This window comes from Kribbella sp. NPDC006257, assembly GCF_040613535.1.
GTDB lineage: Bacteria > Actinomycetota > Actinomycetes > Propionibacteriales > Kribbellaceae > Kribbella.
In genome coordinates, this window is the sequence record NZ_JBEXSJ010000022.1 from 127,945 (window position 1) to 147,731 (window position 19,787).

Sequence of the window (19,787 nt, forward strand, 5' to 3'; positions counted from 1 at the left end):
AGATCCACGGACCCGGCGAACTCGTGGGTCCCCTCAGACCCACGAGCTCACTCGGTGGCTAGTGCTCCTGCTGGGGCGACCTTGGCGGCTCGGCGGGCGGGCAGGACCGAGGCGAGCAGGCCGGCTACGGCGGCGACCAGGGCGATCGTGACGAGCATGCCGACCGGCAGCGCGTACTGGACAGCACCTGTCGCCGTCCGGCCACCCATCAGCGCCGTCGTTCCGGTCCACCCGTAGAGCAATCCGAGTCCGATCCCCAACCCGGCCGCGACTAGTGCCATCAGCAACGATTCGATCGCGAGCATCCCGCGCAGCTGGCGCCTGGTCAGCCCCAGCGCCCGGAGCAGGGCGTTCTCGCGGGTCCGTTCGAGCACCGACAGGCTGAGCGTGTTCCCCACCCCGACCAGCGCGATCAGCACCGACACCCCGAGCAGGCCGATCCCGACGATCAGCAGCACGTCGAAGACCTTCGTGTACGTCGTACGCTCGGCCAGCCCGCCGCTCACCGACAGGTCCTTCACCGTCGGCAACGACTCCTCCACCGCGTCGATCACGTCCGAGCCGTCCGCCTTGGGATCCGACGCCAGCCAGTAGCCGACGACGTTCGCCTTCGGAGCGATCTTCTGCAGGTCGGCCACGTTGATCGTGATCGGATGCAGCCCGGTCGCCACGTACGCCTTCATCGCCAGCTTCTGCTTGCCGGAGACCAGCGTCAGCGTGGATCCGTCGCTCAGGTGCAGCATCTTCATCGTGGAGTAGTCGAGCAGCGCCGTCCCCGGCGTCTTCAGCTTTGTGACGAGCTCGGGGTTGTGGATCACCGCAGCACCCGCCACCGGGTCGATCCCGGAGACGTTGACCTCTTCCTGACCGGCCTTGAGGGTGGCGCTCCGGACCGGAACCACCTGGGTGATTCCCTTGATGTCGTGCAACTGCTGCTGGCCGGTGGCCGGCATCGGCTCGTTGTAGGTCTCCACCATCAGATCGACCGGGTACTGGTCATCCATCGTGATGTCGAACGTCTTGCGGACCGAAGCGATCCCGACACAGGTCAGGCTGATCAAGGTGACGCCGATCAGCAAGGCGGAGGTGGTGGCAGCGGTCCGCTTCGGGTTCCGTACGGCGTTGCCGACCGCGATCCGGGCGGGGACCCCGCCACCCCGCGCCGGAAGTGCGCCCAGCAGCCGGACCAGCGCAGGCACCAGCAACGAACCGATCGCCAGGATTCCGACGAACGAGACGACACCGCCGCCGACCCCGACGAGTACCTGGTTCGACTGCGCGCTGAGGGCGAGCAGTCCTCCGCCGCCGGCGATCAGCAGGAAGCCGAAGACCAGCCGGACCAGGCCGGCCTTGGAGGCGGCCACCGGTGCCGTGTCAGGACGCAGCGCAGCCAGCGGTGCGACCCGGGTCGCCCGCCGCGCCGGGACGATCGCCGCGACGATCGTGGCAATCGTGCCGAGCAGCAACGGGAAGATGACCGAGGCCGGGCTGAGGTGCAGGTCGATCTTCGGGATCCCCCAGTCGAACTGGCGGGTCAGGGTCAGTCCGATCGCCGACAGGACGACACCGAACACCACACCGATGGCCGACGCCACCAGGCCGACCACGCTCGCCTCGGCGAGCACCGAGGAGAACACCTGGCGACGCGAGGCGCCGACGCAGCGCAGCAGCGCCATTTCCCTGGTCCGCTGGGCGATCACGATCGTGAAGGTGTTGCCGATCACCAGGCAGGCGACGAACAACGCGATCACCGCGAACATCCCGAACACTCCGCCGAGAATGTCGATCCCGTGCGTGAAGCTCTCGATCTCGTGGGTGATGTACCCCTTGCCGGTGTAGACCTGCAGGTCCTTGCTGACGGCATCGGTCAGCGACGCGGCCAGCGCCTCCTGGGAGATACCGGGCTTGGCGGCGACCCGGATATCGGTGATGTAGCCCTCGGGTTCAAAGATCTTCACCGACTGCGCGGTCGCCACGGCGTTCGCCGTACCGACTGCGGTCGAGTCGTCCAGCAGACCGACGACGGTGACGGTGAAGGCCTTGTCGTTGTACGTGGCCAGTCTCAGCTTCGAGCCGATCGCGACCTGGTGCTTCGCGGCGAGCTTCGCCGGCAGCGCTACCTCGAGCGAGCTGTCGGGGAGCCGGCCGCTGGTGGCGACGGGTCCGGCGATCTTCGAGGTGTCGTAGCGGGCCTGCACACCAAGCGTTTCGGGCCGGACCTTGTCCGCCCACTTGATACGCATGTACGCCGAGGTGGTGGCGACCACCGAGTCGGCCTGCGGCACCTTGCGCGCCGCGGCCACGTCCTTGGGAGCGATGCTCGCGGTCTGCGCGGAGATCACCGCGTCGACACCGCCGTACTGCTTGCCGATGGTTTCGTCGATGCCGTGCACTGCCGAGGCGTGCGTGGTCATCGCCAGGGTGCCGAAGCCGACGCCCAGCACGATCGCCAGACAGGCGGCGATCAGGCGGCCCAGATGGGCGCGCAGGGAGGAGAGGATCGAACGTCGCACGGTCAGGCCCCCAGCTGCCGCAGCGCGCCGAGCACGGTCTCCGGGGTGGGCTCGAGCAGCTCGCCGGCAAGCTTGCCGTCGGCAAGCATCACCACGCGGTCGGCGTACGACGCCGCCAGCGGGTCGTGCGTCACCATCACGACGGTCTGACCGAACTCACGGACCGAGCGGCGCAGGAAGCCGAGCACCTCGGCGCCGGACCGCGAGTCCAGGTTGCCGGTCGGCTCGTCGGCGAAGACCACCTCGGGCCGGCCGACCAGTGCGCGGGCCACGGCGACCCGCTGCTGCTGACCGCCGGACAGCTCCGACGGTCGGTGGGTGAGCCGGTCCTGCAGGCCGAGGACGTCGATCAGCGTGGTCAGCCACTGCTGGTCGGGCTTGCGACCGCCGAGTTCGAGCGGGAGCAGGATGTTGTCCTTCGCCGAGAGCATCGGCAGCAGGTTGAACGACTGGAAGACGAAGCCGATCCGGTCCCGGCGGATCCGGGTCAGCTCGGCGTCCGGCAGCTGGGTCAGCTCGGTCTCGCCGAGCAGCACCTGACCGCCGGTCGGTGTGTCCAGCCCGGCCAGGCAGTGCATCAGCGTCGACTTGCCGGAACCGGACGGGCCCATGATCGCGGTGAACCGGCCGACGCCGAAGTCGACCGACACCCCGTCGAGCGCCGCCACCGCGGTATCGCCGGATCCGTACACCTTGCGCAACTCGTGCGCCCGGATCGCCGTCCGGTCCGCGACGTCCTGCGGCAAACGGCCGAGCGGGAGCTCACCGGTCTGGATGCTCATCGTTCTCCTCGAAGCACTAGGAACGAGACGTTCTCGCCCACACTCCGAAAAGGTAGTGATCGGAAACCCCAGAAGAGTCGGACCACGGAATGGACTCCACGTACGACCCCAGTCGTACGGAGCCGCCTACTTGCTGGTTTTGACCAGGCCGGTCTCGTAGCCGAGGACTACCAGGGCGACGCGGTCGCGGAGACCGGTTTTGGCCAGGATGCGGCCGATGTGGGTCTTGACCGTTGCCTCGGACAACGTGAAGAGGGTGGCGATCTCGGTGTTCGACAGGCCGCGGGCGACCTCGACGAGAACCTCGCGCTCGCGGGCGGTCAGGGCGGCCAGGTCGGGGCGCTCGGTCTCCTCGTCCGGCAGCGCTCCGGCGAAGTGCTCGAGCAGGCGCCGCGTCGTACTGGGAGAGACGACCGCGTCGCCGGAGTGCACCTGCCGGATCGCCGAGAGCAGATCGGCCGGCGGCGTGTTCTTCAGCAGGAACCCGGCCGCGCCGGCCTTGATCGCCGCGAACGCGTACTCGTCCAGGTCGAACGTCGTCAGCACGATCACCCTAGGGGCCTGCGGCAACGACTGGAGCTGCCTGGTCGCCTCGACGCCGTCCAGCCTCGGCATCCGGACGTCCATCAGTACGACGTCGCTCGCGGTCACCTGGAGCTTCTCCAGCGCCTCGCCACCGTCGCCGGCCTGACCGACCACCCGCATGTCGGCCTGCGAATCCACCAGCATCGTGAACCCGGCCCGGACCAGTTCCTGGTCGTCCACCAGGAACACCCGGATCACACCGTCTTCGACAGGTCCGGTCTCGGTCACTGATCTCCTCCAGCAGGCAGGTTGTAGGGCAGCTTGGCGATCACTTCGTAACCGCCGCCGACCTTGGGTCCGGCGCTCACCGTACCGCCGGAGATCGAGGCGCGTTGCCGCATCCCGATCAGGCCGTGCCCCGGATCGCTGCCCGGCACCAGCCCGGCTCCGCGGCCGTTGTCGGTGACCACCACGGTCAGCATCTCGCGCCCGAAGTCCAGCAGGACGGAGGTCTGCGCCCCCGGCCCGGCGTGTTTCAGCGTGTTCGTCAGACCTTCCTGCACGATCCGGTACGCCGTGAGGCCGAGCAACGCGGGCAGATCCCGCGGTATCCCGGTCACCTGGTAGTCGACCGCCAGCCCGGTCTGCCGGACGTTGTCGATCAGCTCCGGGAGCGAGGAGACACCTGGTTGTGGGCGCGGCTGGTTCGGATCCAGTTCGGGCTGGGCGTCCTGTTTCAGCAGGCCGAGCATCTTGCGCATCTCGGTCAGCGAGGCGCGCCCGGTGTCGCCGATCGTCGCCAGCGCCTTCTTGGCCTGTTCGGGTGACGCGTCCGCGGCGTACAGGCCTCCGTCGGCCTGGACGATCATGATCGACAGGCCGTGCGCGACCACGTCATGGATCTCCCGGGCGATCCGGGTGCGCTCGTTCGAGACGGCGAGCTTGGCCTCGCGATCGCGGTCGCGTTCGAGCTGGGCGGCGCGTTCCTCGAGTTGCTGCACGTACAGGCCGCGGGTCCGGCGGCGTTCACCGAAGGCCCAGATCCCGAAGACGAGCGCGCCCAGCGACACCATCATCGTGAACTGCTGTTTCCAGTCGTTGCTGGTGTTGTAGCGAGCGGTCGCCATCAGGACGCCCATGCCGCCCACCACCAGGGCGATCCGGCTCCAGCGCACCGCGCCGTACACGGAGATCGCGTAGAGCGCGACCAGCAGGCCGACGTTGCCGCCTTGCAGGGAGACGCCGAGCAGCCATTGGAAGACGGCTACCGCTGAGACGCCGAAGAAGACGAGTTCGGGATGGCTGCGGCGCCAGACCAGCGGGACCAGCATGGCCAGGCCGAGGATGCCGCCGAAGTGCTCCTGGGTGAGGGAGATCAGGCCGAAGAACAGCGTCAGGACGCCGGCGAGCAGCAGGTCGAACGCCTTGCTCTTCGCCGGCAGGCTGCGCGCGGCCAGGATCCCCGTCATGCGGGTCAGGGTACGGCGATCGGCCGCGTCCCAAGTCATGCCAGGGGCGGGACTCGCCGTCCTACCGTGGTCCTACGGCCCGTCCGCGCCTGGTCCTACGCGGCGCCGGCGGGCGGTTCGCAGTACGGGCTGCTACTTGTGAGGCCGGGTCGAGAGCGTGGGCTTGGCCTCCAGGCCGGACAGGCCGTTCCAGGCGAGGTTGACCAGGTGTGCTGCCACGTCGGGCTTCTTCGGCCGGCGGACGTCGAGCCACCACTGGCCGGTCAGCGCGACCATGCCGACCAGCATCTGCGCGTACATCGGCGCGAACTTCGGATCCAGCCCGCGGCGCTTGAACTCCTCGGCCAGGATGTGTTCGACCCGGGTCCCGACGTCGCTGAGGATCGAGATGAACGAACCGGTCGAGCTGCCGACCGGCGAATCGCGGACCAGGATCCGGAACCCGTCGGAGGAGCTCTCGATGTAGTCCAGCAACGCGAGCGCGGCCTGCTCGACGAGCTCGTGGGCGCGGCCGGCGGTGAGCGAATCGGTCACCATGTCGAGGAGTTTGCGGACCTCGCGATCCACGACTACGGCGTACAGGCCTTCTTTGCCGCCGAAGTGTTCGTAGACGACCGGCTTGGAGACCTCGGCGCGGGCCGCGATCTCCTCGACCGAAGTCGCCTCGAACCCCTTCTGGGCGAAAAGGCCCCGGGCGATGGTGATGAGTTGTTCACGGCGCTCCGCACTCGTCATCCGGACCCGGGTGGAGCGTCGTGGCTTGGGTTCCGTCACTGATGCCACGCCCTGAAGATCACGTCAGCATCATGCCGTACTTCGGTCTCACCAGGTGGGAGATTTACGGCGCCCTCAGGCCGCCGCTCGGTCCGCGGCGGTCAGCCGCCGGGCTTCCAGCCGCTCCTTGACCGGCCAGCGGACGTCGGAGACCCAGCCGCAGCGCTCGAAGAACCAGATGGTCCGGGCCGAGGTGTCGAGCTGGCCCCGCAGTACGCCGTGCCGCGCGCAGGTCGGATCGGAATGGTGCAGGTTGTGCCACGACTCGCCCTGGCTGAGGATCGCCAGCCACCAGACGTTGCCCGACTTGTCCCGGCTCTTGAACGGCCGGTCGCCGATCGTGTGGCAGATCGAGTTGATCGACCAGGTGACGTGGTGCAGCAGCGCGATCCGGACCAGGCTGGCCCAGAAGAACGCGGTCAGCGCGCCCTCGATCGACCAGGACCACAGGCCACCGATGATCGCGGGGGCCAGCAGGGAGAAGAGCACGAGGGTGGGGAACAGCTTCGAGACGCGGACGATGTCGCGGTCCTTCAGCAGATCCGGCGCGTACTGGCGGGCCGGGGTCTGCTCGGTGTCGAACAGCCAGCCGATGTGCGCGTGCAGGAAACCCTTGGTGAGTGCCTTCATGCTCGTGCCGTACTTCCACGGGCTGTGCGGATCACCGTCGCGGTCGGAGAACTTGTGGTGCTTGCGATGATCGGCCACCCAACGCACCACCGGACCCTCGATCGCCAGCGAACCGGCGATTGCCAGCGCGTACTTCAGCGGCCGGTTCGGCTTGAAAGACTTGTGCGTGAAGTACCGATGGAAGCCGATCGAGATGCCGTGCCCGGAGACCGTGTAGAAGATCACCGCGAGCACCACGTCGTGCCAGCCGAGGAAACCACCCCAGGCGATCGGCGCCGCGGCCAGCAGGGCAAGGAACGGGATCCCGATGAACAACGCCAGAGCGATCTGCTCCCAGGCGCCTTTCTGCTCACCGCCGAGCGTGCCCTTGTCATCGAACTCGTTCGCCTGCTGGGCGCCGGTGGGCGCCTCCGGTGCGGCAACTGGAGTCATGGCGTATCCCTCGTGGAGTCGGACGGGTTACCTACGCCACCGTAACCTACGGCTCCGTAGGTAAGGAACCCCTCGCGTGTCGTCCCCCCACTCATGGCACACTGTTCCGGCGTACACCGCGATCCCCTGTGGGGTAATCGGCAGCCCGCGAGACTTTGAATCTCGAAGATCTGGATCGAAACCAGGCGGGGGAGCAGCCCGAAGCCCCAGGTCAGAGCGTTTCTGACCTGGGGCTTGTGTCATGCCCGGGCCGGTGAGCGTCCGTAGGATGACGGAATGGTCGCCTTCGTCAAATCCGTCACCTTCGACTGCCGCAATCCGCTCGTTGTCGCGACGTTCTGGGCTGCCGCGCTGGGGTCGAACGTCGACGAGGACAGCACCGAAGACCGCGCTTGGGTTGAACCTGCCGGCTGGGGCGGTCCCAACCTGTGGTTCCAACGGGTCCCGGAGGAGAAGACGGCGAAGAACCGCCAGCACTTCGACCTCCGCGCGATCGGCGACGTCGGAGCCGAGGTCGATCGCCTCCGCTCACTGGGCGCGACGATTGTCCACCAGGACCAGGATGGCGCCGTCATGCAAGACCCCGAAGGCAACGAGTTCTGCCTCGAACGCTGACAAGCTCCGACAACAGCCCTCACCGCCGCTCGCCGGCCGTTTTCACGTAACGGCTGTCCCGATCGACAGAAAATAAACCTTGTACTACGGCCGCCCGGCGCGCCGATGAGCGTGGCGAGCGGCTCGAGGACCGACTATCTCCTGTCGATCGGGACAAGCCAGTTCCGCGCAGAACTCGCAGTCCCGGCGTACCGACGGACATGAGGCGTCGCCCAAATCCGCCGTCGCGACAGCCAACCTGAGCGGAGCGCATCCCTCGAAACACGACACCTCATGTCCGTCGGTACAGCAGTGCCTCTTCGCGGTGGGTGGTGGCTGCTCTCTGGCTCCTCGCGCCGGCAGGGGTGACGGGCGGGGTCTGGTGGCGGGTGGGTGTCGGTGGTGGTTACTAGGGTTTGGGGTTATGCGGATTGAGGAGCCTGGGGATCTGTCGGTGGTTCGGGAGTCTTATGACCGGGTGGCTGACAACTATGTGGAGATGAATCTGGGGGACCTGGCGGCGTACCCGTGGTTGCGGGTGGCGGTTGACGGGTTTGTGGGGGCGGTGCGGGGGCTCGGGCCGGTGCTGGATGTTGGGTGCGGGCCGGGGACGGTGACGGCGTACTTGGCTGAGCGGGGGCTTGAGGTCTCCGGGGTGGACTTGTCGCCGCGGATGATCGAGCACGCTCATCGGGTGTATCCCGAGCTGCGGTTCGAGGTCGGATCGGCGACCGAGTTGGAGCTGGCGGAGTCCTCGCTGGGCGGGATCCTCGGCTGGTGGTCGCTGTTCAACCTGCCGCGCGACATTCTTCCCGCCGTACTGCGGAACTTCGCTCAGGCGCTGGTTCCCGGCGGGCACCTGATCATCGGAACCCACCAGGGCGACGGCGAGATCCCCCGCACCACGGCGTACGGCGGAGTACCAGTCACCTGGACCACCTACCTCTGGCAACCCGACCAGCTCTGGGAGTTGCTGGGTGCGGCTGGGCTCGAGCGAGTCGCCGAATTGCGGGTGGCTGAGAGCGTGGCGGGGGTGCCGTCGCTGGTGGTGGTCGCCCGGCGTTCGGTTTAGAGAGGGTGGACCAAGAGGGTTATGAGGATGCTGGCCAGGACGCCGGCGGCGAAGAAGAGGATGTTGGAGTAAAGGGCCTTGCGGTCGGCGCGCTTGGAGTGGGCTTCGAGGGCGGCCATGACAGCGCGGTAGGTCGGGTCGTCCTCGTCCTCGTCGGCCACGGGGAGTTCTTCGGCGGGCGGGCGGTACGACTCTCCGGGGCCGGTGCCGTCCGAGACGGTCGGCGTCCGGAGTACCGGTAGGCGGCGGGCTTGGCGGGCGCTCGTGATGCCCGCGATCAGAGCTCCGGCCAGCAGGACCAGGACCAACAGGAAGAGGGCGGTCGTCACCCGGACACTTTAGGTGACCTCGAGGTCGACCGGAGGACGTAGGCGATGCGCTGGACCCGGCGGCTGCGGGTGGTGGCGACGATCGCGCGGACGGGGAGTGGGTCGGGGCGGGTGCGGAGTTCGAGTTCCAGTTGGCAGACGCGGTCGGTGTGGAGGCCGATCTGGCCGTCGTACGGCGTGGCGCGGGCGCTCAGGATGTCGGCGCGCGGGATGCGGCGGGTGGTGAACCAGGAGTGGACGATGACGTGAGGCGTTGAGAGGTGCCTAGACATCGACGGTGAGGCGGATGGTGAGGGTGTCGCCTTCGTCGATTTGTTCGGCTTTGCGGACCGAGGCTTTGAGGGGGACGACGTAGGCGCCGTCCTTGGGGAAGAGGGCAGTGGTCCAGGAGGTGTCGCCGAGTTGGGCGGTGACCGGGATCATTCCCCAGCCGTAGCTGACCGCCGTCGAGGTCGCCTCCAGCTGCCCCGACTCGTCCTCCGGCACCGTCACGAAGTACCAGGGCGCCGGCCCCCGCCAGAACCACACCTCACCACTGAACTCCACATCCATGCCCTCAAGATAGAAGGTCTCGGTTCGACGAGCGGGTTTGTTTGTGGGTGGGGGGTGGGCGACTATTGGGCGGGGCTGGGTGTGGGGGTTGGGCGAGAGGGCTGCGATGGTGGGGTTGTGGGCGGCGGGGCGGCGGTGGGTTGGTGCTGCCTGGCCGGGGGTGGTTGCTGCGCTGGTGGTGGGCGGCAGTCTCTGGCTTGCCATCACCCCGGGACCCCAGAACCTCGACCTGACCGCGGCCGCGATGAGTGGGCCGACGCTGGATCAGGTGCGGCCGAGCGCGACCGGTGACCTGGATCCCCGGTTGGGGGCGGCTGTCGACGCGATCCTGGCGCGCCGCGGGATCGCCGTGAAGACCGGCGACGTGAACCTGTTCCTGGCCGATGTCGCGCCCGAGCTGCGGGCCGAGCAGCGGGTGCTGTTCCAGAACCTGCGCACCGTCGGCATGCTCGTCACCTACCGGCGCGCCGAGGTGTGGACCGATCCTTTGGCCGTACGCCGGTTCGGCCTCGCCACCGGCACCTTCCGGGTCAGCATGCGCTACCAGATCTACGGCGCCCGGCTCGACCAGACCGCCACCGACGTCGGCTACACGTACACCGTTCGCGGCGGTCACCTGGTGCTCGTCGCCGACGACCATCTCGACCAGGCGATCGGCGCCGGCCGGCAACCCTGGGACTTCGGCCAGATCGCCGTGGTCAAGCGCAAGAACGTCCTGGTGATCGTCGACCAGGGCCAGCAACTCCTCGCGCAACGGCTGGCCGATCAAACGGTCCGTACGGCGAAGTCGGTCCGCAAACTCTGGAAGGGCTACCTCCAGGTCGTCCCGCTCGTCGTCGCGATGCGCGAGCCGACCGTCCTGACCGAGCTCCCACCGATGCTCCCCGGCGACGAGCCGGCCCGGATCCAGCCGATGCCGAGCCCAGGCCCGGACTCGCGACCCGTCGGCGGCTACGTCGTCATCCGCCCAGCCGCGATCGCGACGTTCGACACCGCCAAGGAGACGCACGCACTGGTCCACCTACTCGCCGTACGGCTCGGTGACAGCACACCGCGCTGGCTGGCCGAAGGGATGGCGCAGTACGCCGAGAACCTGCAGGTCGCCGCGTCCGGCAAGGCCCTGGAGATCGCCAACGCGCGGACCGAGATCAACCGGCGGGTGATCGGCGACCTGACCCGGCTGCCCGGCGACGACGAGTTCTCGACTACGGACAGTTACGACATCAGCTGGATCGCCGTCGAGCACCTGATCAAGCAGATCGGCCTCAAGCCCGTCACCGAGTACTACGCGCAGGTGGCCCGGCGCGGGTACAACCAGTTCGCCCGCGAGCGGCTGATGAAGCAGTACACCGGGTTCACCGAGACCACCCTGGTGGAGTCCCTGCGCAGCGTCGCCGGCTGAGCAAGTACCCTTGCGCAGGCACCCCGTTTTCGAGTGCCCAGAAACTGGTTCTACCCGAATTCGCAGGGAACTCGAGGAGAAGACCGCGTGACTTCCCATCGTCCTGCGGTGGTCATCGTGATGGCCGCCGGTCAGGGGACCCGGATGAAATCCGCGACCCCGAAGGTGCTGCACGAGATCGGCGGGCGCAGTCTCGTCGGGCACGCGGTGGTCACCGCCCGTGCACTCGCGCCGGAGCATCTGGTCGTCGTGGTCGGTACCGGCCGGGAGCAGGTCGAGGCCCATCTGGCCGCGATCGACCCGGACGTGCGTACCGCCGTCCAGGAGCAGCAGCTCGGCACCGGCGACGCCGTGCGCGCGGGGCTGACCGCCGTACCGGAAGGCTTCGAGGGCGAGGTCATCGTCACGTCGGGTGACGTGCCGCTGCTGACCGCCGACACCCTGCAGGAGCTGGTCGCGGAGCACGACAAGAGCGCGAACGCGATCACCGTGCTGACCGCGCGGGTCCCCGACCCCACCGGCTACGGGCGGATCGTCCCCGCCGAGGACGGCAGCGTCGCCGGGATCGTCGAGCACAAGGACGCCACGCCCGAGCAGCGGCAGATCGACGAGATCAACGCCGGCATCTACGTCTTCGACGCGGCCACCCTGCGCGACGGGCTGAGCCGGATCGGCACCGACAACGCGCAGGGCGAGCTGTACCTGACCGACGTGCTCGCGATCGCGAAGAGCGACGGCAAGCGGGTCGGAGCGTTCGTCACCCAGGACGCGATGCAGACCGAGGGCGTGAACGACCGGGTCCAGCTGGCCACCCTTCGCGCCGAACTGAACCGCCGGACGCTCGACACCCTGATGCGTTCCGGCGTCACGATCGTCGACCCGAACACCACCTGGGTCGACTCCACGGTCACTCTCGAGCAGGACGTGACCCTGCTTCCCAACACCCAGCTGCACGGTACGACGACCGTCGCCACCGGAGCCACGATCGGCCCGGACACCACGCTGACCGACATCCAGGTCGGCGAGAACGCGAGCATCATCCGCACCCACGGCTCGGGTGCGGTGATCGGAGCGGGTGCGACGGTCGGCCCGTTCGCCTACCTCAGGCCCGGTACGACGCTCGGCGTGAAGGGCAAGATCGGCACCTTCGTCGAGACCAAGAACGCCGTGATCGCCGACGGCGCCAAGGTCCCGCACCTCACCTACGCCGGGGACGCGACGATCGGGGAAGGCGCGAACATCGGCGCCGGGACGATCTTCGCCAACTACGACGGGGTCAACAAGTTCCACAGCACCGTCGGGCGGTACTCGTTCGTCGGCAGCAACTCCGTCCTGGTTGCGCCGGCCTCGATCGCGGACGGCGCGTACGTCGCGGCCGGGTCCGCGGTCACCGAGCCGATCGGGGCCGGCGAGATCGCCGTCGCGCGCGGCAAACAGCGCAACATCCGCGGCTGGGTCGCCCGCAAGCGGGCCGGCACGAAGACGGCGAAGGCGGCCGAAGCGGCCGAGGCCCAGGAAGCAGCAGGACAGACGCAGGCAGCAGCGCATGCGGGCAAGCTGAGCGACACTGGCGAGAAGGCCTAACGGGAGGCATGACCATGAGCGGCATGAAGCGGACCACCGAGAAGAACCTGATGGTGTTCTCCGGCCGGGCCCATCCGGGCCTGGCGGCGGAGGTGGCCGAGCAGCTCGGCGCGGGGCTGGTGCCGACGTCGGCGTACGACTTCGCCAACGGCGAGATCTACGTCCGCTTCGAGGAGTCGGTGCGTGGCTCGGACGCGTTCGTGATCCAGAGCCACACCTCGCCGATCAACGAGTGGATCATGGAGCAGCTGATCATGGTCGACGCGCTGAAGCGGGCGTCGGCCAAGCGGATCACCGTGGTGCTGCCGTTCTACGGGTATGCCCGGCAGGACAAGAAGCACCGCGGCCGGGAGCCGATCTCGGCCCGGCTGATGGCCGACCTGTTCAAGACCGCCGGCGCGAACCGGCTGATCTGCGTCGACCTGCACACCTCGCAGATCCAGGGCTTCTTCGACGGCCCGGTGGACCACCTGATGGCGCTGCCGATCCTGTCGGACTACGTGCGGAACAAGTACGGCGACCAGCAGCTGGCCGTGGTCTCCCCGGACGCCGGCCGGATCAAGGTCGCCGAGCAGTGGTCGGCCCGGCTGAACAACGCGCCGCTGGCCTTCATCCACAAGACCCGCGACATCGACCGGCCGAACGAAACCGTCGCCAACCGGGTCGTCGGTGAGGTCAAGGGCCGGGTCTGCATCCTGGTCGACGACATGATCGACACCGGCGGCACGATCACCAAGGCGGCCGACGCGCTGATGGCCGACGGCGCCGCGGGCGTGGTGATCGCCGCGACGCACGCCATCTTGTCCGGCCCGGCGGTCGACCGGCTGAAGAACTGCCAGGCGATGGAGGTGATCGTCACCAACACGCTGCCGATCGCCGAGGAGCGCAAGTTCGACAAGCTGACCGAGCTCTCGATCGCCCCGCTGATCAGCCGCGCGATCCGCGAGGTCTTCGAGGACGGCTCGGTCACCAGCCTCTTCGAGGGCCGCGCCTAACCCGCCCGGGCCGCGCGCCAGGCGTAGTACGCGGTACCGATCGATGCGGCGGTCATCGGTACGGCGGTCAGCAGCCCGGCGACCCCGTTGCCCGGGATGACGAAGGTCAGGATGGTCGTCAGCCAGAGCAGCGGGATCCAGCGCGGCACGGCGTGCGAGCGCCACAGGCCGACCGTCTGGATCACGGTGCCCACGGCAACCATCAGCGAGCCGGTGATCATCGCGCCGAACAGATGCAGCAGGTCGTCGGCGGTGGCGTCCATCACCGCGGACCCGGCAGCCTGACCGACCGCTGGTGAGGTGGCGAAGTAGTACGTCGCGGCCCATCCGCCGACGCCCACGGCGTACAGGGCGGTGCCGATCCACATCACCGCGCCACCGGCCGACGCCCAGGCGGCGCCGCGGCGGCGTACGAGGATGACTGTGGCCAGGGCCTGGGCTGGCACATTCAGGATCAGGTTGGCGCTGAGGAAGACCAGCAGCATCCACCAGCGATCGCGGATCGGCTGGATATCGGCGTACGTGTAGGTCTCGCCGCCTCCTGACGGGGACGGCCACAGGAGGCCGCCGGGGAGCGCGGCGACGGCGGTGAGCGCCAGGACGAGGCTGACGAAGCCGACCCGGCGGCGGGTGACCGGATCGGAGACCGGTGTGAGTTGGGCTGTTTCGGTCGACATGGCTGGAACCTCCGAAGAATGGTTTCGAGGTCTTCAGAGAACCGCCGGCGGGGTGTGCGGCACATCGGAGCGGGCGCGGAACCTGATCTCCGTGCTGGCTCGGAGCCTTTCTCAAAGGTTCGGACTTACTCTGACGACATGCGGTGGCCGCGGCGGGGTCTGCTCGGCGCCTTCCTGCTCATCGTCGTGGCGATGCCGGTGGGTAGCGTCTGGCTGCTGCTCACGCATCCGCTCGGTCCGCACACAGCCCGCAACTATCTCGCGCTGGGCACGATCAGCGCGGCGATCACGATGCTCGGGCTGCTGATCGCGGTTCGGGTACGCGGGAACCTGGTCGGGCCGCTGCTGGCGTGGGCCGGTGCGTGCGCGATGTTCCTGGCGGCGCGAGACGTGTACTACGCGGTGGCGGTCGCCGATCCGGGCGGGTTGCCGCTGGACAGCCGGGTGGTCGCGGCGCTTGACGAGTCGGGCTGGTGGCTGTTCGTCGCGGTCGCTCTTGTCCTGCTGCACTTCCCGGACGGGCGGTTGCCGGGGCGGCGCTGGCGCGTCGTACCGGCTCTTCTCTTGGTGCTTTGCCTTGCGCAGCAGGCGTTGAGCGCCTTCGCAAGTGCACCCTTCCCGGCGCCGCTGCAGGATCTGCCGCGGCCGTTCGGGGAACCGCCTCTGCTGGTGCGGGTGCTCAGCGAGGCCGTCTTCTGGTCGATGCTCATGCTGCTGCTCGCGTGCGGGGTCTCGTTGTTCATCCGCTTCCGGCGGTCGACCGGCCGACCCCGGGCGCAGCTCAAGTGGCTGTCGCTGGCGGGGCTGGCCGTGGTGACCTTCCCCTTCGTCTGTCTGACCGAGATCCTCGTCAGCGGCCGGACCGGGCTGATCTCGACGGTCTTCGGAATTGCCGCATTGATCGCGGTGCCGGCGTCGGTGGCGGTCGCGATGCTGCGGCACGACCTGTACGACGTGGATCGGGTCCTCGCCGACACGGTCACGTACGCGATCGTGACCGTGGTGCTGCTCGGCACCTACGCGGTGAGCGCGCTGACTCTCGGGCTGTTCCTCGGACAGGGATCAGCCTCCGCAGCCGCTGCAGCGACGGCTGTTTGCGCGTTGGCGCTCACGCCGTTGCGGGCACGGCTGCAACGCGTTGTCGATCGGCGGCTCTATCCGCCGCGACGGGCCGCCCTACTGGCGATCGAGGACCTGCAGCAACGGATCCACACCGAACGGGCGCAACCGGAGGAGCTGGAGAAAGCACTCCGTACTGCGTTGCGCGACCCCTCACTCCGAGTCGGACTGCTGATCCCGGGATCATCGGGCTTCGTCGATGCAGCTGGTACGGCGGTTGCTGCCGCAGGGGGTGTGCCGGTGATGCTCGGTGGCGCGCAGATCGGCGTACTGGCTTCGGCCGAGAGTGGTTCCGCAGTACTGAAGGCGGTTGCTGCCGGGGCGGCGAGTCTGGTGGAGGTGACTCGGTTGCGGGCGGAGTTGGCGCTGGCGTTGCGTGAGGTCGAGGCGAGTCGGACGCGTTTGGTGCAGGCCGGCGATGCGGAGCGGCGGCGGCTCGAGCGGGATCTGCACGATGGGGCTCAGCAGCGGTTGGTGTCGCTGGGGATGGCGATGCGGCTGGCTCAGCGGCACCTCGACGACGGGTCTGTGGATGTGAACGGGCTGCTTGATCAGGGGGTGGCGGAGTTGGCTACGGCGATCGCTGAGCTGCGGCAGATCGCGCACGGGTTGCGGCCGACGAGCCTCGATGACGGGTTGCATGCGGCGTTGACCGCGATCACGCAGTCCTTGCCGATTCCGGTGCAGCTGCATATCCCGGCCGAGCAGTTGCCGGAGGATCTGGCGACTACCGCGTACTTCGTGGCGGCTGAAGCGGTGACGAACGCGGCGAAGTACTCCCAGGCGACCTCGATCGCCGTCCGGGTGGCGCGATCAGGCGACGACGTCCGGATCAGCGTCGAGGACGACGGCTGCGGGGGAGCGGTGCCACGACCGGGGTCTGGGCTGAGCGGTCTGGTCGATCGGGTGGCGGCAGTCGGTGGATCTTTGTCGATGCGCAGTCCGGTCGGCCGCGGGACGACGGTAGAGGCGGTGCTGCCGTGCGAGTCGTGAAAGGGCTGGTCCGCGCGGCTCGCGGGGAGGTGATGGTGCTGTGCGCATCGTGATCGGGGAGGACTCGGCGTTGTTTCGGGAGGGGCTGGCGCGGTTGCTGGCCGATGCGGGGCACGAGATCGTCGGGCGGGCGGGGGATGCCGAGACGTTGATGACCGTGGTTGCCGAGACGGTGCCTGATCTGGCGGTGATTGATATTCGGATGCCGCCGGACAACACCGATGACGGCGCTCGGGCGGCGCGGCGGTTGCGGATCAGTCAGCCGAAGATGGGGATCGTGTTGCTGTCGCAGCATGTCGAGACCCGGCATTCGGTGGAGTTGGTCAGCTCGGGCGGCTTCGGGTATCTGCTGAAGGATCGCGTGCTGGACGTCGACCAGTTCCTGGACGCGTTGACCCGAGTCGCTGCTGGTGGTTCGGCGTTGGACCCGGAGGTGGTCGGCCGGCTGATCGGACGCCCACATCACGACGATCGCCTCGCACCATTGACGCCGCGGGAGCGGGAGGTCTTGGCGCTGATGGCGGAGGGATACACGAACGCGGGGATCAGCCGTCGCCTCTGGCTGAACGAGCGCACGGTGGAGACCCACATCGGCAGCATCATGGCCAAGCTCGGCCTCGTCTCGAACCCCGAGGATCACCGCCGGGTGCTCGCAGTACTGACCTATCTTGGTCAGCACTAGACTCCCTTCCCTTCCCTTCCCTTCGCATCTTGTCAGGAGCTTTGGAATGCGGATCGCTGTCTTTCATCCGGGGGCTATGGGATCTCAGCTCGCTGCGCAACTGGTGGTGGCGGGGCATGAGGTGCACTGGGTGCCCGAAGGGCGTCGTACGGCGTCTGTGGAGCGGGCCGAGGCAGCGGGATTGATCGGTACGCCGTTCGCGGAGGCAGTCGGGTCGGCGGAAGTCGTGCTGTGCTCGTGCGCACCTCAGGGAGCTCTGGAGATCGCGCGGCGCGTTGGTGCGGAGGGATTCGGCGGGCTCTACGTCGAAGCGAATCCGCTGTCGCCGAAGTCGCTCTTGGCCGCCCAGGAAGCGTTGCCCTTGGCAACCTTTGTTGACGCGGGGGTGGTGGGACCACCGCCGGTTGGGGGATCTTCACCGACGCACCTGATGCTGTCCGGTACTGCGGCTGCGGAGGTGGCAGAGCTGTGGTCGGGGACTGCGGTGACACCGATGGTCGTGGGGGATGAGCCGGGAGCGGCGAGTGCGGCCAAGTCGGCGTACGCGTTCTACAACAAGGGGAAGGCGGCGCTCGCGGTTCTCGCCTTTGAGCTGGCGGCTAAGCAGGGGGTGACGGAGTCGCTGGTGGCGCAGCAGGTCAGGGCGGACGCTGGGTCGTTGAAGGATCCGGGATTGCCTGAGAGTCTGCGGAGCGTTGCGTGGCGGTGGGGGCCGGAGTTCGACGAGTTGGCCGAGACGCTGGACGATGCCGGTCTGGAAGGCGATACGGCCCGCGCGCTTCGCCAGGTCTGGACGCGCCTGGCTCAGTAGGTGAGGCGGCGACGGTAGCTCGTCCGACGAGGCCCCGTCTTACCGGGCGTCAGTAGGTCCGTTGGCCGTAGTCTCGTAGTACGAAGGGCGGGAGGAGGTCGATCACTCGCGCCATCACTTCCAGCCGGGCGATGGTGTCCGGGATCGTGAAATGCCCACGCCCCCAGCTGACCAGGGCGTTGCCGGACAGCTGCCACTCGAGGCCGGGGTTGTGCAGCATCCACTCCATCATCCGGGGATGCAGTACGGCGGACGCGTACCGGTCGTCGGCACAGTTGATCCGGAACGCGTCGTTGAACGCCTTGCTCTCGAGCTCGATGTCACGACCGCCGAACATCCGCTGGAACTTCGAGTCCATCGTCAACCGCAGCGGCGGCAACGCGACCGGCAGGTTGAGCGCGACCATGAACACCCGGTGCGTGGTCGTCGTGGTCTGACCGTCCGACCCGGTGGAGGTGGTCGTGTAGCTGTAGTCCAGCACGCACATCCCCCGGCCGCGGAAGTCGCCGGCGAACATCTCCCCGGGCTTCCCCCGCTGATAGATGCCCGCGGCAACTTCTACCAGCCACGGATTGGGCGGCGCCGGATACCAGCCGAGCTGCGCCGCCGCGTGCCCCCGGGCCTGCAGGAAGTCGCGATGCTTGAGGGACTGCCGGATCGCCAGCCCGATGACCGCCGCGAACCCCACGACGGCGATGAAGCCCACAACCGCAAACCCCGAGAACATGCCAGGAACCTAACGGATCACCAGGCCACCTGCTCACCGGGCTAGCGGAGGCGCCGGGCGATGGAAGGTTCTACCGGGCTGTTGGTGAGGATGCCGGCCAGGGCTTCGACGCCTTCGACGAGGCGGGGGCCGGGGCGGGCGAAGTAGCCGTTGGCGTCGACCGCCCAGACCGGTACGCCGGGAGGCAGGACGTTGCGGTCGAGGAGCTCCGTGGTGAGCTGGGCAGCCTTGTCGAGGTCGAACCCGCAAGGGGCAGAGACGATCACGTCGGGGCGAGCCGCTTCGATCGCCGGCCAGGTCGTCCGGACGGACCGCACTCCGGAGGTGCCGAGCACACTGACGCCGCCGGCGTACTCGATCATCTCGGGGATCCAGTGCCCGGGAGCGAACGGCGGATCGGTCCACTCGAGCAGCATCACCCGGGTACTGCCCTGGATCCGGACCTTCGCGAGCCGCTTGCGGAGATCCTCGACGAACCGGCCGGCCGGGCGCCCGATGGCGTTGCCGATGGTCTCGATCGAGTCGAACACCTCGTCGAGATCGTGCGGATCGGTGGTCACCACGTCGGCACGGCAGCCGAGGTACGACAGCGCCTCCTCGACATCGTCGACGTCGATCGCGCAGACCGCGCAGAGGTCCTGGGTGATGACGAGCTCCGGGTCGAGAGCGCGCAGCGCGTCGCGGTCGAGCTTGTAGAGATCCTCACCCGCCGCAACCTTCGCCCGGACGGCCGCATCGATCTCGGCCGGCGTCAGGCCTTCCGGAAGATTCGTGGTCGAGACGATCCGCCGGTCCCGCGCCTCGCGAGGGTAGTCGCATTCGAAGGTCACCCCGAGCACGTCGTCGCCGCCACCGAGAGCGAAACAGATCTCGGTGGCCGACGGCAGCAAGGAGACGATCCTCATCCCTAGACCCTACGACGTAATCGTTCTCACCCGCAGGTGGAAGAGCGTCGGTGAGGGGTGGTGCGGAGGGGGATCGGTCTCACCCGCAGGTAGTACGAGAGTCGCGCGGGGGGGGGGGGGGGGGGGGCGCGGCGGACCCCGGGCGCCGCACGAGCGGCCCGGTCTATGTCGGGTGGTTGGTCCTGGCGGGGCGTCGTCACCCGCGCACGCGGCCGCTGGG

At 68.3% G+C, this 19,787-nt stretch carries 20 protein-coding genes; 8 read left to right on the top strand and 12 right to left on the bottom strand.

Going from position 1 to position 19,787, the window contains the following annotated elements; translation table 11 throughout:
- Positions 1-47 precede the first annotated feature (47 nt).
- The 6 genes from ABZ004_RS25550 to ABZ004_RS25575 all read right to left on the bottom strand — a co-directional run bounded on the left by ABZ004_RS25550 (position 48) and on the right by ABZ004_RS25575 (position 7,125).
- Positions 48-2,513, bottom strand: a complete 2,466-nt coding sequence (locus ABZ004_RS25550; RefSeq protein ID WP_355683450.1) for an FtsX-like permease family protein — start codon at positions 2,511-2,513, stop codon at positions 48-50.
- Positions 2,514-2,515: 2 nt separating this feature from the next.
- Positions 2,516-3,295, bottom strand: a complete 780-nt coding sequence (locus ABZ004_RS25555) for an ABC transporter ATP-binding protein (RefSeq protein ID WP_355683452.1) — start codon at positions 3,293-3,295, stop codon at positions 2,516-2,518.
- A 126-nt stretch (positions 3,296-3,421) separates the two neighbouring features.
- Positions 3,422-4,108, bottom strand: a complete 687-nt coding sequence (locus ABZ004_RS25560; RefSeq protein WP_355683453.1) for a response regulator transcription factor — start codon at positions 4,106-4,108, stop codon at positions 3,422-3,424.
- Positions 4,105-5,289, bottom strand: a complete 1,185-nt coding sequence (locus ABZ004_RS25565) for a sensor histidine kinase (RefSeq protein ID WP_355683455.1) — start codon at positions 5,287-5,289, stop codon at positions 4,105-4,107. The genes ABZ004_RS25560 and ABZ004_RS25565 overlap by 4 nt, the downstream gene beginning before the upstream one ends.
- A 132-nt stretch (positions 5,290-5,421) precedes the next feature.
- Positions 5,422-6,063, bottom strand: coding sequence for a TetR/AcrR family transcriptional regulator (locus ABZ004_RS25570; RefSeq protein WP_355683488.1), 642 nt, complete (start codon positions 6,061-6,063; stop codon positions 5,422-5,424).
- A gap of 75 nt (positions 6,064-6,138) precedes the next feature.
- Positions 6,139-7,125 (bottom strand): acyl-CoA desaturase, encoded by a 987-nt coding sequence (locus ABZ004_RS25575; RefSeq protein WP_355683457.1) that lies wholly within the window; start codon positions 7,123-7,125, stop codon positions 6,139-6,141.
- Positions 7,126-7,401: 276 nt separating this feature from the next.
- Here ABZ004_RS25575 and ABZ004_RS25580 point away from each other — a divergent pair, with 276 nt between their 5' ends.
- Together ABZ004_RS25580 and ABZ004_RS25585 are read left to right on the top strand one after the other, a co-directional pair.
- A complete protein-coding gene (locus ABZ004_RS25580) occupies positions 7,402-7,740 on the top strand; it encodes a VOC family protein (protein WP_355683459.1) in 339 nt (112 codons plus the stop codon).
- Positions 7,741-8,143: 403 nt separating this feature from the next.
- The gene (locus ABZ004_RS25585) at positions 8,144-8,791 is read left to right on the top strand and encodes a class I SAM-dependent methyltransferase (RefSeq protein ID WP_355683461.1); all 648 of its coding nucleotides are present in this window, start codon (positions 8,144-8,146) and stop codon (positions 8,789-8,791) included.
- Here ABZ004_RS25585 and ABZ004_RS25590 read toward each other — a convergent pair.
- Genes ABZ004_RS25590 through ABZ004_RS25600 form a run of 3 tightly spaced genes read right to left on the bottom strand, consistent with a single transcriptional unit; the run spans position 8,788 to position 9,672 of the window.
- Positions 8,788-9,120: a hypothetical protein gene (locus ABZ004_RS25590; protein WP_355683463.1), complete on the bottom strand. Its 333-nt coding sequence runs from the start codon at positions 9,118-9,120 to the stop codon at positions 8,788-8,790. The two genes, ABZ004_RS25585 and ABZ004_RS25590, sit on opposite strands and share 4 nt — an antisense overlap.
- On the bottom strand, positions 9,117-9,392 hold the full coding sequence (locus ABZ004_RS25595) for a hypothetical protein (RefSeq protein WP_355683465.1): 276 nt from the start codon (positions 9,390-9,392) through the stop codon (positions 9,117-9,119). Before ABZ004_RS25595 ends, ABZ004_RS25590 begins: the two co-directional genes overlap by 4 nt.
- Positions 9,385-9,672, bottom strand: coding sequence for a DUF1905 domain-containing protein (locus tag ABZ004_RS25600; protein ID WP_355683467.1), 288 nt, complete (start codon positions 9,670-9,672; stop codon positions 9,385-9,387). Before ABZ004_RS25600 ends, ABZ004_RS25595 begins: the two co-directional genes overlap by 8 nt.
- Positions 9,673-9,760: 88 nt before the next feature.
- Here ABZ004_RS25600 and ABZ004_RS25605 point away from each other — a divergent pair, with 88 nt between their 5' ends.
- The 3 genes from ABZ004_RS25605 to ABZ004_RS25615 all read left to right on the top strand — a co-directional run bounded on the left by ABZ004_RS25605 (position 9,761) and on the right by ABZ004_RS25615 (position 13,653).
- Positions 9,761-11,074, top strand: a complete 1,314-nt coding sequence (locus ABZ004_RS25605) for a hypothetical protein (RefSeq protein WP_355683468.1) — start codon at positions 9,761-9,763, stop codon at positions 11,072-11,074.
- A gap of 87 nt (positions 11,075-11,161) precedes the next feature.
- Positions 11,162-12,658, top strand: a complete 1,497-nt coding sequence (gene glmU / locus ABZ004_RS25610; protein WP_355683470.1) for a bifunctional UDP-N-acetylglucosamine diphosphorylase/glucosamine-1-phosphate N-acetyltransferase GlmU — start codon at positions 11,162-11,164, stop codon at positions 12,656-12,658.
- A 14-nt stretch (positions 12,659-12,672) separates the two neighbouring features.
- Positions 12,673-13,653 (top strand): ribose-phosphate diphosphokinase, encoded by a 981-nt coding sequence (locus ABZ004_RS25615; RefSeq protein WP_355683472.1) that lies wholly within the window; start codon positions 12,673-12,675, stop codon positions 13,651-13,653.
- On the opposite strand, the gene ABZ004_RS25620 is transcribed toward ABZ004_RS25615, so the two are convergent.
- A complete protein-coding gene (locus ABZ004_RS25620) occupies positions 13,650-14,330 on the bottom strand; it encodes a hypothetical protein (protein ID WP_355683474.1) in 681 nt (226 codons plus the stop codon). The two genes, ABZ004_RS25615 and ABZ004_RS25620, sit on opposite strands and share 4 nt — an antisense overlap.
- A gap of 138 nt (positions 14,331-14,468) precedes the next feature.
- Between ABZ004_RS25620 and ABZ004_RS25625 the strand changes: the two genes are divergently transcribed.
- From ABZ004_RS25625 to ABZ004_RS25635, 3 genes are read left to right on the top strand one after another with little or no spacing between them, the layout of a single operon-like run.
- Positions 14,469-16,442, top strand: coding sequence for a histidine kinase (locus ABZ004_RS25625; protein ID WP_355683475.1), 1,974 nt, complete (start codon positions 14,469-14,471; stop codon positions 16,440-16,442).
- A gap of 40 nt (positions 16,443-16,482) precedes the next feature.
- On the top strand, positions 16,483-17,124 hold the full coding sequence (locus tag ABZ004_RS25630) for a response regulator transcription factor (RefSeq protein WP_355683477.1): 642 nt from the start codon (positions 16,483-16,485) through the stop codon (positions 17,122-17,124).
- Positions 17,125-17,170: 46 nt separating this feature from the next.
- Positions 17,171-17,935, top strand: a complete 765-nt coding sequence (locus tag ABZ004_RS25635; RefSeq protein ID WP_355683479.1) for a DUF1932 domain-containing protein — start codon at positions 17,171-17,173, stop codon at positions 17,933-17,935.
- A gap of 49 nt (positions 17,936-17,984) precedes the next feature.
- On the opposite strand, the gene ABZ004_RS25640 is transcribed toward ABZ004_RS25635, so the two are convergent.
- Together ABZ004_RS25640 and ABZ004_RS25645 are read right to left on the bottom strand one after the other, a co-directional pair.
- Positions 17,985-18,662 (bottom strand): hypothetical protein, encoded by a 678-nt coding sequence (locus tag ABZ004_RS25640; protein ID WP_355683481.1) that lies wholly within the window; start codon positions 18,660-18,662, stop codon positions 17,985-17,987.
- Positions 18,663-18,703: 41 nt separating this feature from the next.
- Positions 18,704-19,567, bottom strand: coding sequence for a cobalamin-binding protein (locus ABZ004_RS25645; protein ID WP_355683483.1), 864 nt, complete (start codon positions 19,565-19,567; stop codon positions 18,704-18,706).
- Positions 19,568-19,787: the final 220 nt, after the last annotated feature.

Coding starts and splice junctions, on each gene's coding strand:
- ABZ004_RS25615 (WP_355683472.1), top strand. CDS start 12,673: ATGAGCGGCATGAAGCGGACCACCGAGAAGAACCTGATGGTGTTCTCC.
- ABZ004_RS25580 (WP_355683459.1), top strand. CDS start 7,402: ATGGTCGCCTTCGTCAAATCCGTCACCTTCGACTGCCGCAATCCGCTC.
- ABZ004_RS25620 (WP_355683474.1), bottom strand. CDS start 14,330: ATGTCGACCGAAACAGCCCAACTCACACCGGTCTCCGATCCGGTCACC.
- ABZ004_RS25635 (WP_355683479.1), top strand. CDS start 17,171: ATGCGGATCGCTGTCTTTCATCCGGGGGCTATGGGATCTCAGCTCGCT.
- ABZ004_RS25575 (WP_355683457.1), bottom strand. CDS start 7,125: ATGACTCCAGTTGCCGCACCGGAGGCGCCCACCGGCGCCCAGCAGGCG.
- ABZ004_RS25585 (WP_355683461.1), top strand. CDS start 8,144: ATGCGGATTGAGGAGCCTGGGGATCTGTCGGTGGTTCGGGAGTCTTAT.
- ABZ004_RS25595 (WP_355683465.1), bottom strand. CDS start 9,392: ATGTCTAGGCACCTCTCAACGCCTCACGTCATCGTCCACTCCTGGTTC.
- ABZ004_RS25555 (WP_355683452.1), bottom strand. CDS start 3,295: ATGAGCATCCAGACCGGTGAGCTCCCGCTCGGCCGTTTGCCGCAGGAC.
- ABZ004_RS25565 (WP_355683455.1), bottom strand. CDS start 5,289: ATGACGGGGATCCTGGCCGCGCGCAGCCTGCCGGCGAAGAGCAAGGCG.
- ABZ004_RS25640 (WP_355683481.1), bottom strand. CDS start 18,662: ATGTTCTCGGGGTTTGCGGTTGTGGGCTTCATCGCCGTCGTGGGGTTC.
- ABZ004_RS25600 (WP_355683467.1), bottom strand. CDS start 9,672: ATGGATGTGGAGTTCAGTGGTGAGGTGTGGTTCTGGCGGGGGCCGGCG.
- ABZ004_RS25645 (WP_355683483.1), bottom strand. CDS start 19,567: ATGAGGATCGTCTCCTTGCTGCCGTCGGCCACCGAGATCTGTTTCGCT.
- ABZ004_RS25625 (WP_355683475.1), top strand. CDS start 14,469: ATGCGGTGGCCGCGGCGGGGTCTGCTCGGCGCCTTCCTGCTCATCGTC.